The sequence below is a fragment of the Hymenobacter edaphi genome (genome assembly GCF_003258365.1).
GTDB lineage: Bacteria > Bacteroidota > Bacteroidia > Cytophagales > Hymenobacteraceae > Solirubrum > Solirubrum edaphi.
The window spans coordinates 203,856-223,902 of record NZ_QHKM01000007.1; the positions used below are offsets into that span (position 1 = coordinate 203,856).

Genomic DNA, 20,047 nt, shown 5'->3' on the forward strand with positions numbered 1-20,047 from the left:
AAGGCTGCCGGACGCATAACGGCCCGCCGCGCAATTGCGCGGCGGGCCGTTGCTTTTTCTGGGAAGGTGGCAATGGAATAACACCTCAATAGGCGCCCGTGGCCCCGCCGCCGCCGGAGTGGCCGCCGCCGAACTGCACGCCGGCCGCCGCGTCGGCGCTCGGGGCGCTGTGGGCGGTTTGGGCCACTACCAACGACTCCAGGTTGAGCTGCGGGTCGTCGGCGTCGTCGGGGGCCGATGTCAGGCCGTGGCGGGCCGGCTGCAGGTAGCGCGTGGCCCACACGGCCAGGGCCGCGAGGAAGGCGCCGGCCAGGGTGGCGGCGGTTTCGGCGGGCAGCAGGCTGCGGTAGTAGCGCAGGGTGAACACGGAAAAAGCGGCCGTGAGCAGGCCGAGCCACAGCCAGGTACGATCGGGGCGGCGCAGGCCCTGGGCGAGGTAGAAGAGCGGAACGGCCGCCGTGAGGGCGCCGAACAGCAGCGCCAGCGGAATCTGCGGCGACGCGGGTTGGTAGCCGGACAGCAGCGCCGCATTGCCCTCGCGCACGGCCCAGTAGTTGACGGCCAGGTAGGCCGTGCCCAGCGCCACGCCGCGCAGCAGGCCCAGGCAGCGGTGGTAGTACAGTCGCTCGGGCCGCCGGAGCTGTCGGGTAAACCAGACGTAGGCCGCGGCCGCGGCGGCGCCCAGCACGAAGGGCAGCAGCAGCGTGCCGCGGGGGAGCAGCAGCAGCAGGTTCCCGAGCAGCAGCAGGGCATTCAGGTAAGCGGCGGTGGCCACGAGGCGGTCGGCGTAGCGCAGGGTGGCCAGCAGCAGCACCGCCAGGGTCAGCAGCAGGGCTACGCTCAGGCGGGCGGTGCCGGGCGTGGGGTCGGGGGAGTTGGAGCCGCTCAGCGTTTCGTAGACGAAGTAGAAAATCAGCGCACCGAGGCCCAGCAGCTCCAGGTACAGCAGGGCGTTGTCGGCACCGGAGTGGTAGAGCCGCTTGCCGCGGATGGCCCTTTCCAGCACCACAGCGCCGATGATCAGCGTGGTAATAAGCGTGCCTAAAAAGTTGAACTGCACTACCATACCCAGCAGGCCCGCTCCGGCCAGGGCGCCGAGCACGGTGAACAGAAACAGGCCAATGCGCAGAAACAACTGCGGGCGGTAGAAGTCGAGCGGAAAAGCCGTTTGCACGGCCGTCAGCTGCTCGGCCGTCAGCAGGCGGCGCTTATGCCAGCGCGTGGCCTGCGCGTGGATGGCTTCGTGGCGGGCCCAGTCGGGGTGGTAGGCGTGCAGGCTCATTTCAGGCGCAGAATTTTCTTGATGTTCAGCAGCAGCCACACCACGCCGGCGGCCGACAGCGGCACGTAGAACAGCAGCAGGGTGACGGCCCCGCCATCGTCGTAGCCGGCGAAAATCAGCCGTGCCAGGACGTAGGTCACGGCCACGTAGGCGTAGCCCACGCCCAGCAGCAGCAGCAGGTAGGAGTGCGTGCGGCGGGCGTACCACACCAGCGCGGCGCATACCAGCAGGATCAGCGGCACGAGTACCACGGGCGGGAGGCTGCCGGCGCCGGGCGTGAAGTCCAGCAGGGTGGCGGTGGCGGCAATCAGCAGCAGGTTGCTGCCCAGCGAAAGGTAGGTGAAGGCGAAGTGCGCCTTGCGGCCGTAGCGCTCCGACAGCAAACCCGCCGCCATCAGCCCCAGGCCCAGCAGCATGGCGGCCGTGCTCAGGCGGGAGTGCCAGAAGTCGTTGGTGGTGAAGGCCGACAGGGGCTGAATAGTGACGCCCACCCAGGCCGCCAGCGCCGTGATGCCCATGGCCAGCACCCCGCGGTGGTCGAACCGGTAGGCCAGCGGCAGAAACACCAGCGCCGGCAGCAGCGTGGCCAGCCCGTAGCGGGTGCCAAACAGGCCGTACTGCACCTGCAGGTAGGTTTCGAGGGTGACGAAGAGCAGGCAGCCGAGCAGCAGGGCGTAGTCGGGCAGAAAGCCGGCCTTGGCGGCCTCGGCCCAGGTGAAGGGCTGCCGGTGCCGGGCCGCGTAGCCCAGGCAGGCCAGCAGCAGCCCGGCAATGGCGGCCACCACCACACCGTGGCCGATGTCGTCGATGTGCTGGTAAATGAGCACGCCCAGGCCGCCGCTGAGCAGCACGATGCCCAGGTACAGCAGCAGGCGCAGCTCGCGGTGCAGAGAAAAGGGGCGGCGGGCCTCGTCGGCGCGGATGAGCGCGGCCTGCGCGGGCGGCAGCAGGTCGCGGGCCAGTAGTTCCTGTAAAACGGATTCGGGCGACATAGTGCGGCGCAGGTTGAGGCGGTAAGTAAGGCGTTCGGCGCCACAATCCGGCGGTGCACACGCCGAACGGCCCCGGCCGACGCGGCGGATTGCGGGTTTGATGCACCTCGTTTTTAAAAGAACTTTGCAATTCAAAGTAAAAGCGTTTCCTTGGCGGGCCCAACCTTAAGCCTCTATCGTCATGCACGTCAAGTTCATTCTGCCCGCTCTCACCGAAGCCAAGAACCCCTACTGGCGGCCCATTAAGTACTCCCTGTTTCCGCCGCTGGGCCTGGCTACGCTGGCCGCCTACCTGCCCGCCGACTGGGAAGCCGAGCTGCAGGACGAGCACGTGGAGGAGCTGCGCCTCGACGACGTGCCCGATCTGGTCATCATTCAGGTTTACATCACCAACGCCTTCCGCGCCTACGCCCTGGCCGATATGTACCGCGCCCGCGGCTGCTACGTGTGCCTGGGCGGGCTGCACGTCACCAGCCTGCCCGACGAAGCGGCGGCCCACGCGCACAGCATCTTCCTGGGGCCGGGCGAAGACATCTTCCCGCAGTTTCTGCAGGACTGGCAGCGGGGCCGGGCCCAGCCGCGCTACGCCTCGCAGGTGCGTACGCTGGTGGGGGCGCCGCCCATTCGCCGCGACCTGATCCGGCGCGAGCTGTACCTGGTGCCCAACTCCATCGTGGTCACGCGCGGCTGCCCGCACCACTGCGACTTCTGCTACAAGGACGCGTTTTTCGAGGGCGGCAAGTCGTTTTACACCCAGCCCGTCGACGATGCGCTGGCCGAAATCGAGCGGCTGCCGGGGCGGCACCTGTACTTTCTCGACGACCACCTGCTCGGGCACCAGCGCTTCGCCACCAGCTTATTCGACGGAATGCGCGGCATGGGACGGCTGTTTCAGGGCGCGGCCACCGTCGACAGCATCCTGCGCGACACCGGGCTGCTGGAAAAAGCCGCCGCGGCCGGGCTGCGCAGCCTGTTCGTGGGCTTCGAAACGCTGAGCCCCGCCAACCTGCGCGCCAGCAACAAGCGCCAGAACCTGGGCCGCGACTACGCCCAGGCCATCCGGCGCCTCGACGAGCTGGACATTATGATCAACGGCAGCTTCGTGTTCGGCCTCGACGACGACGACCCCGACGTGTTTCGCCGCACCGTCGACTGGGCCGTGCAGCACGGCATCACCACGGCCACTTTTCACATTCTCACGCCCTACCCGGGCACCGCGCTCTACCAGCGTATGGCGGCCGAAGGCCGGCTGCTGCACCGCCGCTGGAACGAGTACGACACGCGCACGGTGGTCTACAAAACCGGCCCGCGCCTCTCGGCCGCGCAGCTGCAGGCCGGCTACGACTGGGCCTACCGGGAATTCTACTCCTGGCCAAACATCTGGGCCGGCAGCCGGGCCCACGCCACGCTCAAGCACCAGCTCAAGCACCTGGCCTACGCCGGCGGCTGGAAACGCTTCGAGCCGCTGTGGAACTTCGTCATCAAGACCCGGCAGCTCCACGGCATGCGCCCGCTGCTGGAGGCCATTCTGGCGAAGGTATCGGGGGCGCCGCGCCAGTCCGCGCCGCTGGCCCCGGCCGATTTCATTCCGCTGCCGGTGGTGTCGTAGAGCCGCATACCTGGGTCTTGTCGTTGCCGACGCGGCTAATCGTCAGGCCCATTAGCCGCGTTGCCGGGCTGGGTTGTTCAACGACGAGACGCAACTACGCGTCTCTACATGACGCGTCAGCCAAGCAACCAGCGCAAAGCCCGGGCGTCACCTATTTTCGCGGTGCCGCGTATGGAGTACCCCGACGCCTTTTCGCAACCTGATTCTATGGCTGAAATCAACATTCAACGAAAGAAAAAGAGGCTGAGTCCGTGGCCGCTGCTGATTGCGGTATTGGTGGTGCTGGCGCTGGGCGGGTGGTACCTGGTGAGCCGCGACCAGGATGCCCCGCCGGCCGCGGCCCCCGCCGCGCCCGCCGCCACGCCGGCCGATACGGTGAGCGTGCCCAGCGGCGACGCCGCCGCCGCTCCCGACCCGGCCGCCCCCACCGGCGACCCGTCGGTGGGGGCTATGGCGGGCGAAGTTGAGGCTGACAACGCCGTGCCGGCCGACTTCTACGCCTTCGTGGCCGACGACCCGAGCAGCACCACCTACGCCCGGCGCGGCCTGAGCCTGCTCAGCAACGTGCTGGTGAACCTGGCCGACCGCACCGACCTGCGCAACCCGGCCGTGGAAGAAAAGCGCAACGACCTGACCAGCGCCACCAGCCGCGTGGCCGATGGCGGCTCGCTGCGCCCCGGCTTCGTGGCGGCGGCCGAGCTGATGCAGGAAATGCAGCGCCGCGGCTACGCCAGCCTGGAGCGCGACGTGAAAACCCTCACCGATCAGGCGGCCCAGCTTAGCGGCCGGACCGCCACCGCGGCCGAACAGCAGGCCACGCAGGCGTTTTTTCAGCAGGCCGCCAACGTGCTGCGCGTGCTGGAAAAGCCTGCCGCCTAACTGCTCGCCGCCACCTCTGACCCCGCACCCCGTATGGAAACTACTCCCGTCCCCAGCGCCGAGGGCATGCACCTGACCCGCCTGCGCGACCTGCACGATTTTGAAGTAGCCGATGGCAGCCCCGACGTGCGCGGCTGGGCCGTGCGCGGCGCCGACGGCAAGCGGTTCGGCGACGTGTACGAGCTGATCGTGGAGTGCGACGCGCTGAAAGTCCGCTACCTCGACGTGGAGCTGGACGCCGCACTCAACATCAACCAGCACGAGCGGCACATCCTGGTGCCCATCGGTGCCGCCGCCCTCGACGACGACGGCGACAACGTGTTCGTGCCGGCCCTCACCGCCGACTCGGTGCTGAACTACCCGCCCTACCAGGAAATCAGTATCAGCCGGGACTACGAGGAAGCCATGCTGCGCGCCCTAAGTTTGCCCGTGCCCAGCCGCGACAGTCACTCACCCTTCTACGAGCAGCCCGGCTACGACGAGCAGCACTTCTACCACAACCGCCGCCCCGCCGAGCTGCCCAGCAGCTTCCGCCGCCGCCCCGACGGGGATGTGCCGCCGCGCGGCGAGCTGAACTAACGCGCGGCAGCGCGGCAGCAAAATGGCGCTGTAAAACAAGAACGTCATTCCGAGCGCAGCCGAGGAATGACGTTCTTGTTTGGCTTCTGTGGTTGAATCAGAAAAACAGCTTCCGCAGGGCCCAGAGGCTCCAGATGATGACCATCAGGCCCACGCCCAGGAACATGAAGCGGGTGGAGATGCGGCCGGCCAGGCGGGCGGCGAAGGGCGCGGCGGCCACGCCGCCCACGATCAGGCCCAGCACCACCTGCCAGTGCGAAATGCCGATGGTGGCGAAAAACGTGAGGGCGCTGGCAAAGGTGACGAAGAACTCCGTCAGGCTCACCGAGCCGATGACGTACTGCGGGGTGCGGCCCTGCGAGATGAGCGTGCTGGTGACCAAGGGCCCCCAGCCGCCACCGCCGAACGAGTCGAGAAAGCCGCCGGCGCCGGCCAGCCAGCCCACGTGCTTCACCTTGCGCTTGCGCAGGTCGGTCTTGCGAAAGGCCTTGCTGATGATGCGCACGCCCAGCAGCAGCAGGTACGCGGCCAGTACGGGCTTCACGTAGCCCGCGTACTCCTCGCCGAGTCGGGAGAGCAGGTAGGCCCCGCTCACCGCGCCCAGGATGCCCGGAATCAGCAGGGCCCGGAACAGGCGGCGGTTCACGTTGCCGAAGCGGTAGTGGTTGTAGCCCGAGGCGCCGGCCGCAAACATTTCGGCCGTGTGGATGCTGGCGCTGACGGCCGCCGGGTTCAGTCCCAAGGACATCAGGCTGATGGCCGTAACCACGCCGTAGCCCATGCCCAGCAGCCCGTCGACGAGCTGGGCGGCGAAGCCCACGGCCACGAAGATGTAGAAGGTACGGGCGTGGCTGACCACGTCCCACACCTGCGGCAGGGTGTAATAAATCGACAGCACGTTGATGCCCAGCAGCAGGGCAAAGGCGAACAGCGAAAACGTAGCAATGCGCCGCCACATCGTCGTGGCGGGCGACTCGGCCAGCTCCGCCGTCACCTCGTTCAGCGACCGGACTTTCTGGGTGAAGTCGCCGGCCAGGCGGCTGCGGATGACGCCCATGTGCTGCAACACCGAGTTCAGCTCGTCGGGCAGCACGTCGGCCAGCACGTCGCGCAGGCGCTTGGCCACCGTCGGCGACTTGCCGTTGGTGCTGATGGCCACTTTCAGGTCGCCCTTCTGCACAATGGAGCCGAGGTAGAAGTCGCACTCCGCGGGCGTGTCGGCCACGTTGGCCAGCAGCCCGTGGCCGGCGGCTTCCTGCTTGATGCGGCTGTTCAGGGCCCGGTCGTTGGTGGCGATGAGCACCAGGTCGTGGCCGAGCAGGTCGGTGAGCTGGTAGGGCCGCTCGTGCAGCTGCACGGCCGGGTGCTGGGCCGCCAGCGTGCGGATTTCGGGGGAAATAACCTCGCTGACGACGGTAACGGCGGCGGCGGGGCTGTTGCGCAGCAGGGCCGTGAGCTTTTCGAGGCCCACGGCGCCGCCGCCCACCAGCAGCACGCGCAGGTGCTCCAGCTTCAGAAATACCGGAAACAGCGTGTTGCCGGCCTGGGGCGCAGGACGCTCGGCCGGTGGGCCGGTAGCCAGGTGAAGCGGCAAAGCAGTCGAACTCATGCAGCGTGGAAGTTTTGGCCGTGGGTGGTAGCCCGGACGTAGCCCTGGCGAATGACAAAGTCGCCGAAACGCTCGGCGGGCAGGCGGTGCTGGCTGTAGGCGGCCAGCAGGGGCGTCAGCTCCCGGATGATGCCGTCCTCGTCCAACATTTCCCGGTAGAGCTTGTTCAGCCGCTCGCCGCGGTGGCTGGCGCCGAGGTAGAGGTTGTAGCGCCCGACGGCCTTGCCCACCAGCCCGATTTCGCCCAGGTAGGGCCGGGCGCAGCCGTTGGGGCAGCCGGTCATGCGAATCAGGATGCCTTCGTTGGCCAGGTCATGGGCCCGGATAACGGCATCGAGGCGGTCAAGGAGCTGGGGAAGATAACGTTCTGCCTCGGCAAATGCCAGCGTGCAGGTATTCAGGGCCACGCAGGCCAGCGCCCCGAGGCGCAGGGCGGTGCGCGCCGTTGTCGCGTTCAGCACGCCGTGCCGGGCCAGCACCTGCTCGATTCTGGTGCGGTGCTGCGGGCTGATGTTGGCCACGACCAGGTTCTGGTTGCCGGTCAGCCGGAACTCACCGGTGTGGAAGCCAGCCACCTCACGCAGGGCGGTTTTGAGCTGCACCGCCGCGGTATCCTGCACCCGGCCGCCCTCCACGAACAAGGTCAGGTGAAGCCGGCCGTCAGCACTTTGGGCCCAGCCGAAGGCGTCGCTCGACATAGCGAAACGGTAGGGCCGGGCGGGCTGGATTTCGTAGCCCAGGCGCTGCTGCAGCTCGGCCACGAACCCGTCGAGGCCCACGCGGTCGATGGTGTACTTCAGGCGGGAGAACTTGCGGTTCTGGCGGTTGCCCCAGTCGCGCTGAATGGTCACGACCTTTTCGCACACGTCCACCACCTGCGCCGTGGGCACGAAGCCGATGAGGTCGGCCAGGCGCGGGTAGGTATCGGGCATGCCGAAGGTCATGCCCATGCCGCCGCCGATGGCCACGTTGAAGCCCGCCAGCGCACCGTTTTCCTCCACCGCAATCAGGCCGATGTCGTTGGCGAAGATGTCGGTGTCGTTGTAGGGCGGCACGGCCAGGGCAATCTTGAACTTGCGCGGCAGGTAGGTCTTGCCATAAATCGGCTCGGTGTCCTCGGCGGGCTCGGTGCTCAGGTGCGGCTCGCCGTTGAGCCACAGCTCCCAGTAGGCCGTGGTCTGCGGCGTGAGGTGCGCGCTGATCTGCTTCGACACCTCGTACACCGCGGCGTGCAGCTCCGACTCGTGCGGGTTGGCGCCGCACATCACGTTGCGGTTCACGTCGCCGCAGCCGGCAATGCTGTCCAGCAGGGCCGCGTTGAAGCCCTGGATGGTTTGCTGCAGGTCGCGCTTGAGCACGCCGTGCAGCTGAAAGGTCTGGCGGGTCGTGAGCTTGAGCGTGCCGTTGGCGTATTCATCGGCGAGGTCGTCCATGCGCAGCCATTGCGCCGGCGTGGCCACGCCGCCGGGCACCCGCACCCGAATCATGAAGGAGTAGAGCGGCTCCAGCTTCTGGCGTTTCCGCTCGCTGTCCAGGTCGCGGTCGGTTTGCTGGTAGGAGCCGTGGAACTTGATCAGGTGGGTGTCGTCGGGGTAGAGGGCGCCCGTAAGCGGGTTCTGCACGCTCTCGCGCAGGGTGCCGCGCAGGTAGTTGCTGGCCTCTTTGACGTGCTCGACTTCGGAAAGCTGGGACTGGTTGGTCATATCGGGGGGGGCGGCGGACGGCAGCGTTCCGCGCGGGCGGTGGATGGTAGGGAAAAGACAGCGCTAGGAGCCCGGGGCGCCGGGCGGCACGGCGGGGGGCGCTGCTGGCGGCCGCAAATCCAGGTTGTGGAAGTAGAAGACGCGGATGGTGTGCTGGTTGCGGTAGGTGCTGCCGGCGGGCAGCTGCTGAAACAGGTGCATGTAGCCGGCCTGCAACTGGGCGTGCTTATTGAGCTGGTACACCACGCCCGCAAACGCTCGGTTCTGGTCGAAGTAGTTGTAGCGCACCTCCTTGCCGAAGTTGACCATCAGCTCGTCGTTCAGGAGCAGCTGCCAGCCGCCGGGCTCGAATCGGCGCCTGGTCAGCGGCAGCAGCAGCGCCAGGTTGTAGCGGGCGCGCCAGTTGAAGTCGAACTCGTCGGTGGCTTCGTTGCGCACGATGCGGCGCCGAAACCGCTCTTCCAGCCGCACCCACTGCATCAGGCGGGCCTGCGGAAACCTGGTGAACCACTGCACCTGCTGCCAGGGCCGGTGCTCGGCCTGCCCGATGGGGCGGGCGCCGTCGGGGAAGTGGTGCACGTAGGCGTAGCCGCCGGTCAGGCGCACGTCGTCGGAGAAGTAGTAGGTCAGGCCCAGGCGCGTCACCGCCTGAAATTTCTCCCGCACGAACCGGTCGTGCAGGCGCAGGTGCAGGTCGGTCCAGCTGCCCCAATGCTGGCTGAAGCGCGTCTGGTTGAACACGCCCAGCCAGGTTTGCTGCTCGCGCACAAACTGCTTCTGGGCCCGCACGGCCGGGGCCGCGAGCAGCAGAAAGACGACGGAGAGTGGGCAACGTTTCATGGCGTCTTGATCAGGGAAGGGCGGTGAATAATTGTCTGTTATTCTGGGCAGCGCGAACCGGAGGGCGACGCAGTCAAGCACCTTGTCGGGTCAGGTGGTAACCACCCGATGCCAGGCGTTCAAGCGGGCTAAGGTCTTGCGCGGCGCTCAGGATGCCCCAGGGCTAAAAGCTACCGCAGCACCGTCCCGTCGAAGGTCACGGCCACGTAGTAGAGCCCGCCGATGGTCGGGCCGGCGGCGTACTGGATGAAGCGGTTGTTGAGCAGGTTCGCCCCGCCGACTTTGAGGGTCGACTTCAGATTCGGAATCCGCACGTTCACCTGCGCGTCGACGGTCTGGTAGCTGGGCACCTGGCCATTGGCCAGCGGGCTTTCCCAGTAGAAGGAGCTTTGGCGCCGCCACACCACGTTGAAGCCCACGTTGCGGACGACTTCGCGGTTGCCGAAGGTCACGTTGGTCACCCATTTCGGGGTGTTGAAGCCGGTCACGAAGATGTCGGCCTGCTCGTTGTCCGACAGCGCGTTGTAGCTCAGATTGCCGCCCAGGGTAAACTTCTGCACGAAGTTGTAGGTCAGGCCCAGGGTCGAGCCGTAGCTGCGGTAGTCGTTGCGGGCGTTGGTGTAGACGCGGTAGCGGTCCTGCCGGGCGGCGCGGTTGGCGTTCAGCGCGGCCAGCACGGCGTCGTCGGAGCCCACCGGCACCTGCTGGCCCGTGGCATTTTTGGGCACGCTCACCTCCACCTGGCCCAGGAAGCCGGAGTACACGTTGTAGTACGCGTCCACGTCGACGGACAGGCGGTTATCCAGCAGTACGCTGCGGTAGCCCACCTCGTAGGCGTTGATCTGCTCGGGCTGCTCGGTGGGCAGGTTCCCGACCTGCAGCAGCTGGCGGATTTCGGGGCGCAGGGCGGCCTGGCTGGCGGTGGTGCCGGCGTTGGCCGCCACGTAGGCATTCACGGCCGCGTTGAATTGCGTAATCGAGGCCAGCGTGTAGGAGTTGTCGAGGTAGTTCAGCCCTTCGTTCACGCGGGCCAGGCCGCCCACCCGGCGCACGTTGCCGTTGTTGACGAACGAGAGGGCCTCAAACAGCGAGGGGAAGCGCCAGCCGTTCTGGTAGGAGGCGCGGAAGTTGTGGTTCTGGTTGGCGCCCGCCGAGTACACGGCCGCCACCCGCGGGTTCAGCTTGGGGTTGAACTCGGGGTTGTAGTCGAGGCGCAAAGAGCCGGTGAGCTTGAGCCGGTCGTGCAGCAGCAGCTTGGTGGCCTGCGCAAAGCCGCCGACTTTCTTGTAGTACTGGTTGGCGCCGCCGGGCTGGATACGCTCGGCCAACGGGCGGCCGAAGTCCACGAAGTTGTTGCCGTCGGGCTGCACCGAGTAGAGGCGGGCATCGGCGCCGAGCACCACGTCCACGAACTTCACGCGGCTGCCCAGGTTCCAGAGCGCGTCGGCGTGGTAGGTGTGGCTGCGCTGGGTGAGGGCCGCCCCACCGGGAATGGGCGCGCCAGGCACGTTCACGCCGCTGTCCCAGTTGTTGGTGCCGGTAATCTGCTTTTTCAGCGCCTCAAACTCCGGCGTACCGGGCTGGGCGCGGCCGGCGTCGGCCACGGTGCGGGCCTGGCGCATGGCGTCGGCCAGCCCCACGCCGCCGGCCAGCTGATTCTGGAGCTCGGTGCGGAACTTGCCGCCCCACACCGCGTTGGAGCCGTTCTGCAGATCCAGGTTCAGGGCCAGCGGGTTCAGGTTGTAGGAGTCGCCGGTGTTTTCGACCAGCACGTAGCCGCGCAGGGTGAAGTCCTGGCCGCGCAGCTCCACTTTGTGGTTCTGCACCGTCACCCCGTCGAGCTGAATCTTGTTGCCGCGCTGAAACACCCCGTCCATCAGCCCGAATCGGTAGCCGTAGCTCAGCTCCAGCTTGTCCGTCAGCTTGTAGTGCAGGCTGGCGTCGGCCTTGATGTTGCGCACGATGGGGTTCGTCAGGTCCCGCTCGTAGTAGCCGGTGCGGCGCACGTTGAAGGTTTCGTTGCGGCCGTTGTAAGGGATGGTGATGCTCACGTTGCCCGCGTTGTCGTCGCCGTAGCGGTTCCACAGGTCGGCCGCGGGGTTGGCCGGGCCGCTCAGCTCCGCAAAGCGCGGGTTGGCCGACGAGAGGTTCTGCGGATTCTGGTCGGTCTGGGTGTTGGCCAGCCAGTCGGTGCCGCGCAGGTAGCTCAGGTTCACCTTGTAGGCAAAGCGCGGCGAAGCGCCCACCGCCTGCGCCCAGCGCACGGCCGTTTCGGTCAGCACGCTCGGGTCGCGGTCCTGGCCGTCGACGTGGTTGACGCCCACTTTCTGGTACACGCTCAGGCCCTGGTAGGTGAAGGGGCTGCGGGTGGTCAGGTTGGCCATGCCGTTGATGGCGTTCATCCCGTACAGGGCCGACGCCGCGCCGGGCGTAATTTCCACCGAGGCTACGTCCAGCTCCGTCGGGCCGATGGCGTTGCCCAGGGGCACGCCCAGCGTGGCGGCTTGCATGTCCACCCCGTCGACCAGCTGCATGAAGCGGAAATTGTTCGGGATGTTAAAGCCGCGGGTGTTGGGCACTTTGAAGGTCAGCGAGGAGGTGGTCATCTGCACGCCCTTCACGTTTTCCAGCGCGTCGTAGAAGCTCGGCGCGGGCGTTTCCTTGATGGCGCGGATGTCGAGCTTTTCGATGGCCACCGGCGACTTCAGCCGGCTTTCCTCCACCCGCGACGCCGACACGACAACTTCGTTGGTCAGCACCGCCTTCGACTCCAGCCCCACCGAAATCGGGGTCTTCGCGTCCAGAATAGTTATTTCCTTGGGCTCGTAGCCGATCAGGTTGAATACCAGCACGAAGGGGAACGGCAGCCGGTCGCGCAGTTGAAACTGCCCGCTGGCGTCGCTGACGGAGCCCGTCGTGCCGCCCTTGATGCTCACGCTCACGCCCGGCAGCGGCTGCTGCGTGCCGACTTCGCGCACGGTGCCTTTGATGGCAATAAGCTGCTGCTGCGCTACGGCGGCGGGGGCAGCGGCCAATATGGCGGCAATGGCCAGCCAGGATGAAGCGTAGGGCTTCTTCATAATCAATGGGTTGGATAAGGAAAGAAGGGGCGGCGGCGCGGGTGGGCTTAGTACACGTCCTCCAGGTAGCGGCGCTGCTTTTTCAGCCCGCGCACGTAGGCTTCGGCTGCTTCCGGCGAGACGCCCTGCGCCTGCTGCACCACGCTCACCAGGGCCCGGTGCACCGTCGCGGCCAGGCGCTGCCGGTCGCCGCAGACGTAGAAGTAGGCGCCGTTTTCCAGCCAGTCGTACACCTCGCGGGCGTGTTCCAGGAGGCGGTTGTGCACGTAGATTTTCGCCGCTTGGTCGCGCGAAAACGCGACGTGAAGCTTGGCCAGCGTACCGCGCTTGAAGTGCTGCTGCCACTCCGCCTGGTACAGAAAGTCGGTGGTGAAGTGCGGGTTGCCGAACAGCAGCCAGTTCAGCCCGCCGGCCCCGCGCTCGGCGCGCTCCTCCACGAAGCCGCGAAACGGGGCCACGCCGGTGCCCGCGCCCACCATGATGATGTTGGCGTCCGGGTTCTGAGGCAGCTTGAAGTACTCGTTGCGCTCCACGAACACCCGCAGCTGGTCGCCGACCTGCACGCGGTCGGCCAGGTAGCACGAACACGCGCCCTGCTTCCGGCGGCCGTGGGCGTCGTAGCGCACGGCGCCCACCGTCAGGTGCGCCTCGTCCGGGTGGGCCAGCAGGCTGCTGGCCAGGGAGTAGGCCCGGGCCGGCAGCGGCCGCAGGGTATCCACCAGCTGCTGTGCCGATAGTTCGGCCGGGTAATCCACCAGCAAATCGGCGGCGTCGCGGCCGTAGAGGTAGCGCTGGAGCTGCTCGGTGGCCCCGGCCAGCTCCCGCAGCCGGGGCGCGGGGTGGTGCCGGGCGTAGCGTTCCAGCACATCGCGCGAGAGGGTGCTCAGCTCCAGCCGTTCCGCCAGAACCGTGGCCAGCGGCAGGGTTTCGCCCTGCAGCTGCACCGGTGCGTCGGCCCCGAGCTGGGTGGCGCGCAGCACTTCCTCCACCAGCGCCGCCGAGTTGGTCGGCACTACCGCCAGCGCGTCGCCGGGCTCGTACTGCAGGCCCGCGCCGGCCAGGGACAGCTCCAGGTGGTAGGTTTCCTTGGTCGAGCCGCGGCCGTTCAGCTGAATCTTTTCCAGTACCTCCACCGTCAGCGGGTGGTGGCGCGCGTATTCTTTCACTTCCACCGGCGGGCTTTTCACGCTTGCCGCGGCCGGAGTGGCCTGGCCTAGCGCATCCAGCGCCGCCGCCATCCACTGCTGGGCATCAGCCTGAAAGTCCAGGTCGCAGTCCACGCGCGGGGCCAGGGCCGTGGCGCCCAACTTGCTCAACCGCTCGTCGAAGTCGCGGCCGGTCTGGCAGAAGTGCAGGTAGCTTCGGTCGCCCAGGGCCAGCACGCTGTAGCGCAGCGCGGGCAGCTGGGGCGCCCGGGCGCTGCCCAGAAAGCGGTGCAGCTCCTCGGCGGCCACCGGCGGCTCGCCCTCGCCCTGGGTGCTGACAACCAGCAGCAACACCTGCTCCTTGCCCAGCTCCCGGCCCTGGTAGTCGTTCATGTCGCGGGCCGTGGCGTCGAGGCCGCGCTGCCGGGCCGCTTCCACGGCTTGCAGGGCCACCTTTTTGCTGTTGCCGGTCTGGGAGCCGTACAGCACCGTAATGCGCGGCCGGGCGGCGGTGGCAACCGGCGGCGCGGCCGGTTCCGGGGCCGCCGCCGGGCCCGGGCCGGCGGCGTAGCGGCCGTAGAAGTAGCCGCTCAGCCAGAGCAGCTGCTGCTCGCTGAAGTCGCCGACGAGCTGGCGCAGGGTGTTGTCGTCGAAGCCGATGGGCAGGCGCTGGTCGGTGGGGAGCGAGGACATGGCTGGAAGAGGAAATCGGTGGTGGTCGGTGAAAAAGGGGCGGCGGGCGGGCGTCAGGCCACGGCCGCCAGGGGCGCCAGCTGCGCGCCGAGGTCGGCCGGGGCCGCGGCCAGGTTGACTACTTCGCCGATGACGATGATGGCCGGCGCCGTCAGGTCCGATTCGGCCACGCGCCGGGGCAGCTCGGCCACGGTGGTTTGCAGCAGCCGGGCGGTGGGCAGGGTGCCGTCCTGAATCACGGCCGCCGGCCGCGCCCCGTGGCCGAAGTGCACGTAGGCGTCGGCAATGGCCTCAACCTGGCTCAGCCCCATCAGGATGACGGCCGTGGCCCGGGGCGCCTGGGCCGCCTTGATGACTTCCTCCGACAGCTCGCCATTGGCGGTGGTGGCGGTAATCACCCGGAACCCTTCGCTCAGGCCGCGGTGCGTGACGGGGATGCCCAGGCTACCGGGCACGGCCACGGCGCTGCTGATGCCCGGCACGTAGGCCGTCTGCAGGCCGTGGCGCTGGGCAAAAAGCATTTCCTCGCGCCCTCGCCCGAACACGAACGGGTCGCCGCCCTTCAGCCGCACCACGTGGCCGTGGACGCGGGCGTAGAGCACAATCAGGTCGTTGATTTCCTGCTGCAGGTGGGCCCGCATGCCTTTGCGCTTGCCCACGTACACTTTCTTCACCCCGGGGCGGGCGTAGTCGAGCAGGGCCGCGTTGCTCAGCGCGTCGTAGAGCACCACGTCGGCCTCAGCCAGCACGCGGGCGCCCTTCACGGTTATCAGCTCCGGGTCGCCGGGGCCAGCGCCCACCACGGTGAGGCGGGGCGTAATGAAAGTGGACATGGCAAGAGCGGGGGTTAAAGCTCAACTTCGGGTTCTGCCGGCGCCGTCTGCTCGATGAGCCCGGCTGCCAGCGTGGCACCGGTTTGCTCGTCGAGCAGGATGAAGGCGCCGGTGGTGCGGTTCTGCTGGTAAGTGTCGGCGGCCAGCGGCCGGGCCGTTTTCAGCCGCACCCGCACGATATCGTTCAGGCGGGCCTCGGCGGCCGGCTGCTGCTCCAGCGTCTGAATGTTGGTGCGGGCCACGATGGCCTGCACCACGGCGCGGGTTTTGGCCGTGTGGTGCTGCACCAGCAGCTTGCGGCCCGGGCGCAGGGGCTGCTCCGCCATCCAGCACAGCGTGGCTTCCAGCTCCCGGGTGGGCACCGGCGCCTGCGCCAAGGGCACGATGGTGTCGCCGCGGCTCACGTCCACGTCGTCGGCCAGGCGCAGCACCACGCCCTGCGGCGCCACGGCTGCCGGCACTGCCTGCTGGTCGATTTCGATGGCCGCCAGCGTGGTTTCGATGCCGGCGGGCAGCACCAGCACCCGGTCGCCGGGGCGGTACACCCCGCTCTGGATGCGGCCGGCGTAGCCGCGGTAGTCGGGCAGCTCCGCCGTCTGCGGGCGGATGACGTACTGCACCTGGAAGCGGGCCGCGTCGGTGGTGGCTTCGGTGGCTACCGTCACCGTTTCGAGGTGCTCCAGCAGATTGGGGCCCTGGTACCAGGGCAGATTGGCCGAGGGCTTCACCACGTTGTCGCCGTTCAGGGCGCTGAGGGGGATGCTCACCACCTGCCGCAGGCCCAGCTGGGCGGCCACGGCGGCGTAGTCGGCCACGATGTCGCGGAACACCTGCTCGGAGTAGCCCACCAGGTCAATCTTGTTGACGGCCAGCACGAAGCGCCGGATGCCCAGCAGCGCCGCCACGATGGTGTGCCGCCGCGTCTGCTCCACCACGCCCTGCCGCGCATCCACCAGCACGATGGCCAGGTCGGCGTTGCTGGCGCCCGTCACCATGTTGCGGGTGTACTGCACGTGGCCGGGCGTGTCGGTGATGATAAACTTGCGGCGTGGCGTGGTGAAGTACTTGTGCGCCACGTCGATGGTGATGCCCTGTTCGCGCTCGGCCCGCAGCCCGTCTGTGAGCAAAGCCAAATCCACGGTGCCGGCCGCCGAGGTGCGGTTCTGCTCTTCCAGCGCGGCCAGCACGTCCAAAGACACGGCATCGGAATCATACAGCAACCGCCCAATCAGCGTGCTCTTGCCGTCGTCGACGCTGCCGCAGGTGATAAATCGGAGAAGGTCCATTTGGTGAGATGGTGAGATGGTGAAGTGGTGAGTTTGATGTTCTGAGAGGTGATGAATGCGCTGGCGTCGGCAGGCTTTGCGCCTTGGTGGCCGACACTCACGATTTCACCATCTCACCACTTAGAAGTAGCCGTTGCGCTTCCGGTCTTCCATGCCGGTTTCCGAAATCCGGTCGTCGAGGCGGGTGGCGCCCCGCTCGCTGACTTTGGCCTGCAGGATGTCGTCGATGATGGCGGCGAGGGTGCTGGCGTCGCTTTCCACGGCGGCGGTGCAGGTCGCGTCGCCCACGGTGCGGAAGCGCACCTGCCGGGTGGTCAGCTCGTCGGTGGCGTCGAGGGTGAGGTGCTCGGTCACGGCCAGCAGCTGGCCCGAGGGCAGCACCACGCAGCGCCGCTCGTGGGCGAAGTAGATGCTGGGCAGCGGGATGTTCTCGCGCTGGATGTAGTTCCACACGTCCAGCTCCGTCCAGTTCGATATCGGGAACACCCGCACGTTCTCGCCCGGCTGAATCTGCCCGTTGTAGATGTTCCACAGCTCGGGCCGCTGCCGGCGCGGGTCCCATTGCCCAAACTCGTCGCGCACCGAGAAGATGCGCTCCTTGGCCCGGGCCTTTTCCTCGTCGCGCCGCGCCCCGCCGATGCAGGCGTCGAAGCCAAACTCCTCCACGGTGTCGAGCAAGGTGTAGGTCTGCAGGGCGTTGCGGCTGGGAAACTTGCCGCCCGGCTCCCGCAGGCCGCGCTGCCGGATGGTGTCTTCCACCCGGCGCACAATCAGCTGCTCGCCCAGCTCGGCCGCCAGCCGGTCGCGGAACGCCAGCACTTCCGGGAAGTTGTGGCCGGTGTCGATGTGGACCAGCGGAAAGGGAAACTTGCCGGGGCGGAAGGCTTTCTGGGCCAGGCGCACCAGCGCAATGGAGTCTTTGCCGCCCGAAAACAGCAGGGCGGGGCGCTGAAACTGCCCGGCCACTTCCCGCAGGATGTGGACGGCTTCGGCTTCGAGCCGGTCGAGGTAATCTAAGCGGGGGAGCGTAGGCATACGGCAATAGGGTGCCTGTCCGGCTTTTTTAGGCCGGTTGTGGAAGTCAGGAAAAGCGGGGAATGCGGTAGGAGGCGGGGCGGAGTGGGCCGTCAGAACGGCTAAATCAGCACGTCATTCCGAGCGCAGCCGAGGACCCGAAGGAGGGCGTAGCCAATCTTGCTGGATAGTATTCTGCTCGTGGAACAGCATTTACTATCTGAAGTCAGCCCGCCAGATGTCTCGGCTGCGCTCGACAGGACGTTCTAGGGAGTGGCAACAGTGGCGGGCGAAGCCGCTTCGACCGGGGTGTCGGCGGTGGCGTGCAGGCCGCACTCCTTGGCCGATTGGTCTTCCCACCACCAGCGGCCGGCGCGGAAGTCTTCGCCGGGCTTTACGGCCCGGGTACACGGCGCGCAGCCGATGCTCACGAAGCCCTGCAAATGCAGCGGGTTGTGCGGAATGCCGTATTCGCGGACGAAGGCCCAGGTCTGCTCCCAGCTCCAGTCCAGCAGCGGATTCACCTTGAACAGCTGGTAGCCCGCGTCCCAGTCCACCGCGTGCATGCCGGTGCGGTTTGCCGACTGCTCGCTGCGGACGCCCGTTATCCAGGCGGCCCTGCCGGCCAGGGCGCGGTGCAGCGGCTCCACCTTGCGCACGTTGCAGCAGGCTTTGCGCGCGTCCACGCTTTCGTAAAACCCGTTCGGGCCCTGCCGCTCCACCAGGGCGGCTATTTCGTCCTGATCGGGGAAATAAGCGCGAATGGTTTTGCCGTATTTCAGCACGGTTTTGCTCCAGGTCGAATACGTTTCCTGGAAATTCCGCCCGGTGTCGAGCGTAAATACTTCGATGGGCAGATTATGGGCAAAAATCAAGTGGGTAATTACCTGATCTTCGAGCCCGAAAGAGGTGGAAAACGCCGCTTTGCCGGCAAATTCGGCGGCCACGGCACGAAGAATATCCAGCGGATCGGCGCCGGCAAGCTGTTGCCGGAGCTGCGCCACCTGTGCATCGATAAGGGTCGACATGCGCAGTATTTCTGAGACCCGTCGGCGCAGGCAGCGCCGACGGCGGTCGGAAGGTAAAGAGGGGAGGGGGCCAGACGGCCCGGGGCCGCAAGGCGGGCTCAGGCGGCGCGGCCGGACACGGCTAAGCGGCGCGCAAAAGCCTGGCGCTTAGTTGTCGGGCGTTTCCAGCAAGGGAAAAGAGGTCGTGCAAAAAGCCTCAACAACACGCGCGGCGCATGGGCATACAACAGCAACGCATGCCGTAGAAGCCATTGCGGCCCGGCTGCGAAGCAGCGGAACCAGCCATCATTGCGCGGGGGGTGAAATCGAAGTTCACGACGAGCGGTGTTTTTATATGATCAGGAATTGGCACCGTTCGGGACTCCGATGGTTGCCGGCGCTTCGTAGAGCCTGTCTCTCCACGCCTCTGTATAAAAACAATCCTTCAGCAGAATTGCTGCGGCAAAGGTAATGACACAATTTTCGGAATTGCAAATCTTTTACGGGGCCTGAACCGCCATTACCCGGCCGGGGTTTTTAATTGGCCTGAAAATAAGCCCGCTGATTTGCCCAAATTCGTGGCCGAAACCGCGCCGCACGCCTACTGACTGCGGCCCCCGCGCTGACAACTATTCTTACTTTTCCGGGCTCTGTTCTGAAAGACCGATCAACTTCCCCACCGTGCTCGTGAAACTTATTGCCGCCGCCAGCGGCGCCGCGTTGCTCAGCAGCTGCGCCGCCGTGGTGCCCCATACCCTGCAAACGCCCCTGGTGCAGCACCGCGGCGAAACGGAGCTGGGCGCCAACCTCGGCCTGCACGGCTCCGACGTGCAGGTGGCCCACGCCCTTTCCGACCGCCTCACCCTGACCGGCAGCGGCCACCAGCGCATCCGGGGCCGGCACGGCCACTGGGCCTACAGCGGCGAAGCCGGCGCGGGCTACACCCTTGCCCGCCCGCACAAGCAGCGCTGGACGGTGTACGGCGGCCTGGGCTACGGGGCGGGCTACGCCTACGAGACTTTCTGCCCCGACCTCTGCGACCTGCCCGTGTCGTACCGGGTGCGCTACGGCTACGGCTACCTGCAGCCCACCTACCTCTGGATGCCCGACGAGAGCATTGCGCTCAGCGCGGGCGTCAAAATGGCCGGCTACGACTTCCTGCGCTGGCGCACCACCCGCCACGAACCGCTGCCTGACCCGGGCAACCCGCCGGGCGGCATACTACAGCCCACGACGCTGGACCGGCCCGGCTACGGGGGGCTGACGCTGCAGCCGGGCTACAACATCCTGACGCGCCTCACGCCCCGGCTGCGGCTGCAGCTCAGCCAGAGCTTCCTGATTCCTATGCAGAAGCCTTTTCCCTCGGTGCTGATTTTCGCCACCGGCGTGGGCCTGCAGTACCATTTCGGCGGCGGAGCCGCCGAATAGCTGAAAAAGAATTGCCGCTCCCCGGGCCTCGGCAGGCCCGGGGAGCGGCAAAGACTGCTGGCAACGCA

Annotated in this window: 15 protein-coding genes and 1 riboswitch; of the genes, 4 read left to right on the forward strand and 11 right to left on the reverse strand. The window is 67.1% G+C overall.

Annotated features, from left to right (window positions below):
• Positions 1–85: 85 nt before the first annotated feature.
• Positions 86–1,282, reverse strand: coding sequence for a hypothetical protein (locus DLM85_RS19525; protein WP_111479852.1), 1,197 nt, complete (start codon positions 1,280–1,282; stop codon positions 86–88).
• Positions 1,279–2,274, reverse strand: coding sequence for a DUF2157 domain-containing protein (locus DLM85_RS19530; protein ID WP_111479853.1), 996 nt, complete (start codon positions 2,272–2,274; stop codon positions 1,279–1,281). The genes DLM85_RS19525 and DLM85_RS19530 overlap by 4 nt, the downstream gene beginning before the upstream one ends.
• 181 nt (positions 2,275–2,455) lie before the next feature.
• Here DLM85_RS19530 and DLM85_RS19535 point away from each other — a divergent pair, with 181 nt between their 5' ends.
• The 3 genes from DLM85_RS19535 to DLM85_RS19545 all read left to right on the forward strand — a co-directional run bounded on the left by DLM85_RS19535 (position 2,456) and on the right by DLM85_RS19545 (position 5,341).
• Positions 2,456–3,883: a B12-binding domain-containing radical SAM protein gene (locus tag DLM85_RS19535; protein WP_111479854.1), complete on the forward strand. Its 1,428-nt coding sequence runs from the start codon at positions 2,456–2,458 to the stop codon at positions 3,881–3,883.
• Positions 3,884–4,090: 207 nt separating this feature from the next.
• Positions 4,091–4,762: a hypothetical protein gene (locus DLM85_RS19540; RefSeq protein ID WP_111479855.1), complete on the forward strand. Its 672-nt coding sequence runs from the start codon at positions 4,091–4,093 to the stop codon at positions 4,760–4,762.
• Between the two features lie 33 nt (positions 4,763–4,795).
• A complete protein-coding gene (locus tag DLM85_RS19545; protein ID WP_111479856.1) occupies positions 4,796–5,341 on the forward strand; it encodes a PRC-barrel domain-containing protein in 546 nt (181 codons plus the stop codon).
• A 97-nt stretch (positions 5,342–5,438) separates the two neighbouring features.
• Here the strand turns inward: DLM85_RS19545 and DLM85_RS26305 are convergent, their stop codons facing one another.
• The 9 genes from DLM85_RS26305 to DLM85_RS19590 all read right to left on the reverse strand — a co-directional run bounded on the left by DLM85_RS26305 (position 5,439) and on the right by DLM85_RS19590 (position 18,572).
• On the reverse strand, positions 5,439–6,950 hold the full coding sequence (locus DLM85_RS26305; protein ID WP_111479857.1) for a TSUP family transporter: 1,512 nt from the start codon (positions 6,948–6,950) through the stop codon (positions 5,439–5,441).
• On the reverse strand, positions 6,947–8,653 hold the full coding sequence (locus tag DLM85_RS19555; protein WP_111479858.1) for an NADPH-dependent assimilatory sulfite reductase hemoprotein subunit: 1,707 nt from the start codon (positions 8,651–8,653) through the stop codon (positions 6,947–6,949). The genes DLM85_RS26305 and DLM85_RS19555 overlap by 4 nt, the downstream gene beginning before the upstream one ends.
• A 63-nt stretch (positions 8,654–8,716) precedes the next feature.
• On the reverse strand, positions 8,717–9,493 hold the full coding sequence (locus DLM85_RS19560; RefSeq protein ID WP_111479859.1) for a DUF2490 domain-containing protein: 777 nt from the start codon (positions 9,491–9,493) through the stop codon (positions 8,717–8,719).
• A 170-nt stretch (positions 9,494–9,663) separates the two neighbouring features.
• Positions 9,664–12,573 (reverse strand): TonB-dependent receptor, encoded by a 2,910-nt coding sequence (locus DLM85_RS19565; protein WP_111479860.1) that lies wholly within the window; start codon positions 12,571–12,573, stop codon positions 9,664–9,666.
• A gap of 47 nt (positions 12,574–12,620) precedes the next feature.
• A complete protein-coding gene (locus DLM85_RS19570) occupies positions 12,621–14,411 on the reverse strand; it encodes an assimilatory sulfite reductase (NADPH) flavoprotein subunit (RefSeq protein WP_111479861.1) in 1,791 nt (596 codons plus the stop codon).
• Between the two features lie 53 nt (positions 14,412–14,464).
• Positions 14,465–15,244: a uroporphyrinogen-III C-methyltransferase gene (gene cobA / locus DLM85_RS19575; protein ID WP_207891065.1), complete on the reverse strand. Its 780-nt coding sequence runs from the start codon at positions 15,242–15,244 to the stop codon at positions 14,465–14,467.
• A gap of 14 nt (positions 15,245–15,258) precedes the next feature.
• Positions 15,259–16,530 (reverse strand): sulfate adenylyltransferase subunit 1, encoded by a 1,272-nt coding sequence (locus DLM85_RS19580; RefSeq protein WP_111479862.1) that lies wholly within the window; start codon positions 16,528–16,530, stop codon positions 15,259–15,261.
• A 120-nt stretch (positions 16,531–16,650) separates the two neighbouring features.
• Positions 16,651–17,565 carry a sulfate adenylyltransferase subunit CysD gene (gene cysD, locus DLM85_RS19585; RefSeq protein WP_111479863.1) on the reverse strand — a complete coding sequence of 305 codons (915 nt, stop codon included), beginning with the start codon at positions 17,563–17,565 and terminating at the stop codon, positions 16,651–16,653.
• 245 nt (positions 17,566–17,810) lie between these two features.
• Entirely contained in the window at positions 17,811–18,572 is a 762-nt protein-coding gene (locus DLM85_RS19590; protein ID WP_111479864.1) for a phosphoadenylyl-sulfate reductase, read from the reverse strand.
• A gap of 327 nt (positions 18,573–18,899) precedes the next feature.
• A riboswitch (SAM riboswitch) is annotated at positions 18,900–18,989 on the reverse strand.
• A gap of 243 nt (positions 18,990–19,232) precedes the next feature.
• On the opposite strand from DLM85_RS19590, the gene DLM85_RS19595 reads away from it, so the two are divergent.
• The gene (locus tag DLM85_RS19595) at positions 19,233–19,979 is read left to right on the forward strand and encodes a hypothetical protein (RefSeq protein ID WP_111479865.1); all 747 of its coding nucleotides are present in this window, start codon (positions 19,233–19,235) and stop codon (positions 19,977–19,979) included.
• The last annotated feature ends 68 nt before the right edge of the window (positions 19,980–20,047 follow it).

What these genes read in the sequence shown, in the direction of transcription:
- DLM85_RS19560 (WP_111479859.1), bottom strand. Translation starts at nt 9,493, where the DNA reads ATGAAACGTTGCCCACTCTCCGTCGTCTTTCTGCTGCTCGCGGCCCCG.
- DLM85_RS19590 (WP_111479864.1), bottom strand. Translation starts at nt 18,572, where the DNA reads ATGTCGACCCTTATCGATGCACAGGTGGCGCAGCTCCGGCAACAGCTT.
- DLM85_RS19540 (WP_111479855.1), top strand. Translation starts at nt 4,091, where the DNA reads ATGGCTGAAATCAACATTCAACGAAAGAAAAAGAGGCTGAGTCCGTGG.
- DLM85_RS26305 (WP_111479857.1), bottom strand. Translation starts at nt 6,950, where the DNA reads ATGAGTTCGACTGCTTTGCCGCTTCACCTGGCTACCGGCCCACCGGCC.
- DLM85_RS19580 (WP_111479862.1), bottom strand. Translation starts at nt 16,530, where the DNA reads ATGGACCTTCTCCGATTTATCACCTGCGGCAGCGTCGACGACGGCAAG.
- DLM85_RS19570 (WP_111479861.1), bottom strand. Translation starts at nt 14,411, where the DNA reads ATGTCCTCGCTCCCCACCGACCAGCGCCTGCCCATCGGCTTCGACGAC.
- DLM85_RS19525 (WP_111479852.1), bottom strand. Translation starts at nt 1,282, where the DNA reads ATGAGCCTGCACGCCTACCACCCCGACTGGGCCCGCCACGAAGCCATC.
- DLM85_RS19545 (WP_111479856.1), top strand. Translation starts at nt 4,796, where the DNA reads ATGGAAACTACTCCCGTCCCCAGCGCCGAGGGCATGCACCTGACCCGC.
- DLM85_RS19535 (WP_111479854.1), top strand. Translation starts at nt 2,456, where the DNA reads ATGCACGTCAAGTTCATTCTGCCCGCTCTCACCGAAGCCAAGAACCCC.
- cobA (WP_207891065.1), bottom strand. Translation starts at nt 15,244, where the DNA reads ATGTCCACTTTCATTACGCCCCGCCTCACCGTGGTGGGCGCTGGCCCC.
- cysD (WP_111479863.1), bottom strand. Translation starts at nt 17,565, where the DNA reads ATGCCTACGCTCCCCCGCTTAGATTACCTCGACCGGCTCGAAGCCGAA.
- DLM85_RS19565 (WP_111479860.1), bottom strand. Translation starts at nt 12,573, where the DNA reads ATGAAGAAGCCCTACGCTTCATCCTGGCTGGCCATTGCCGCCATATTG.
- DLM85_RS19555 (WP_111479858.1), bottom strand. Translation starts at nt 8,653, where the DNA reads ATGACCAACCAGTCCCAGCTTTCCGAAGTCGAGCACGTCAAAGAGGCC.
- DLM85_RS19530 (WP_111479853.1), bottom strand. Translation starts at nt 2,274, where the DNA reads ATGTCGCCCGAATCCGTTTTACAGGAACTACTGGCCCGCGACCTGCTG.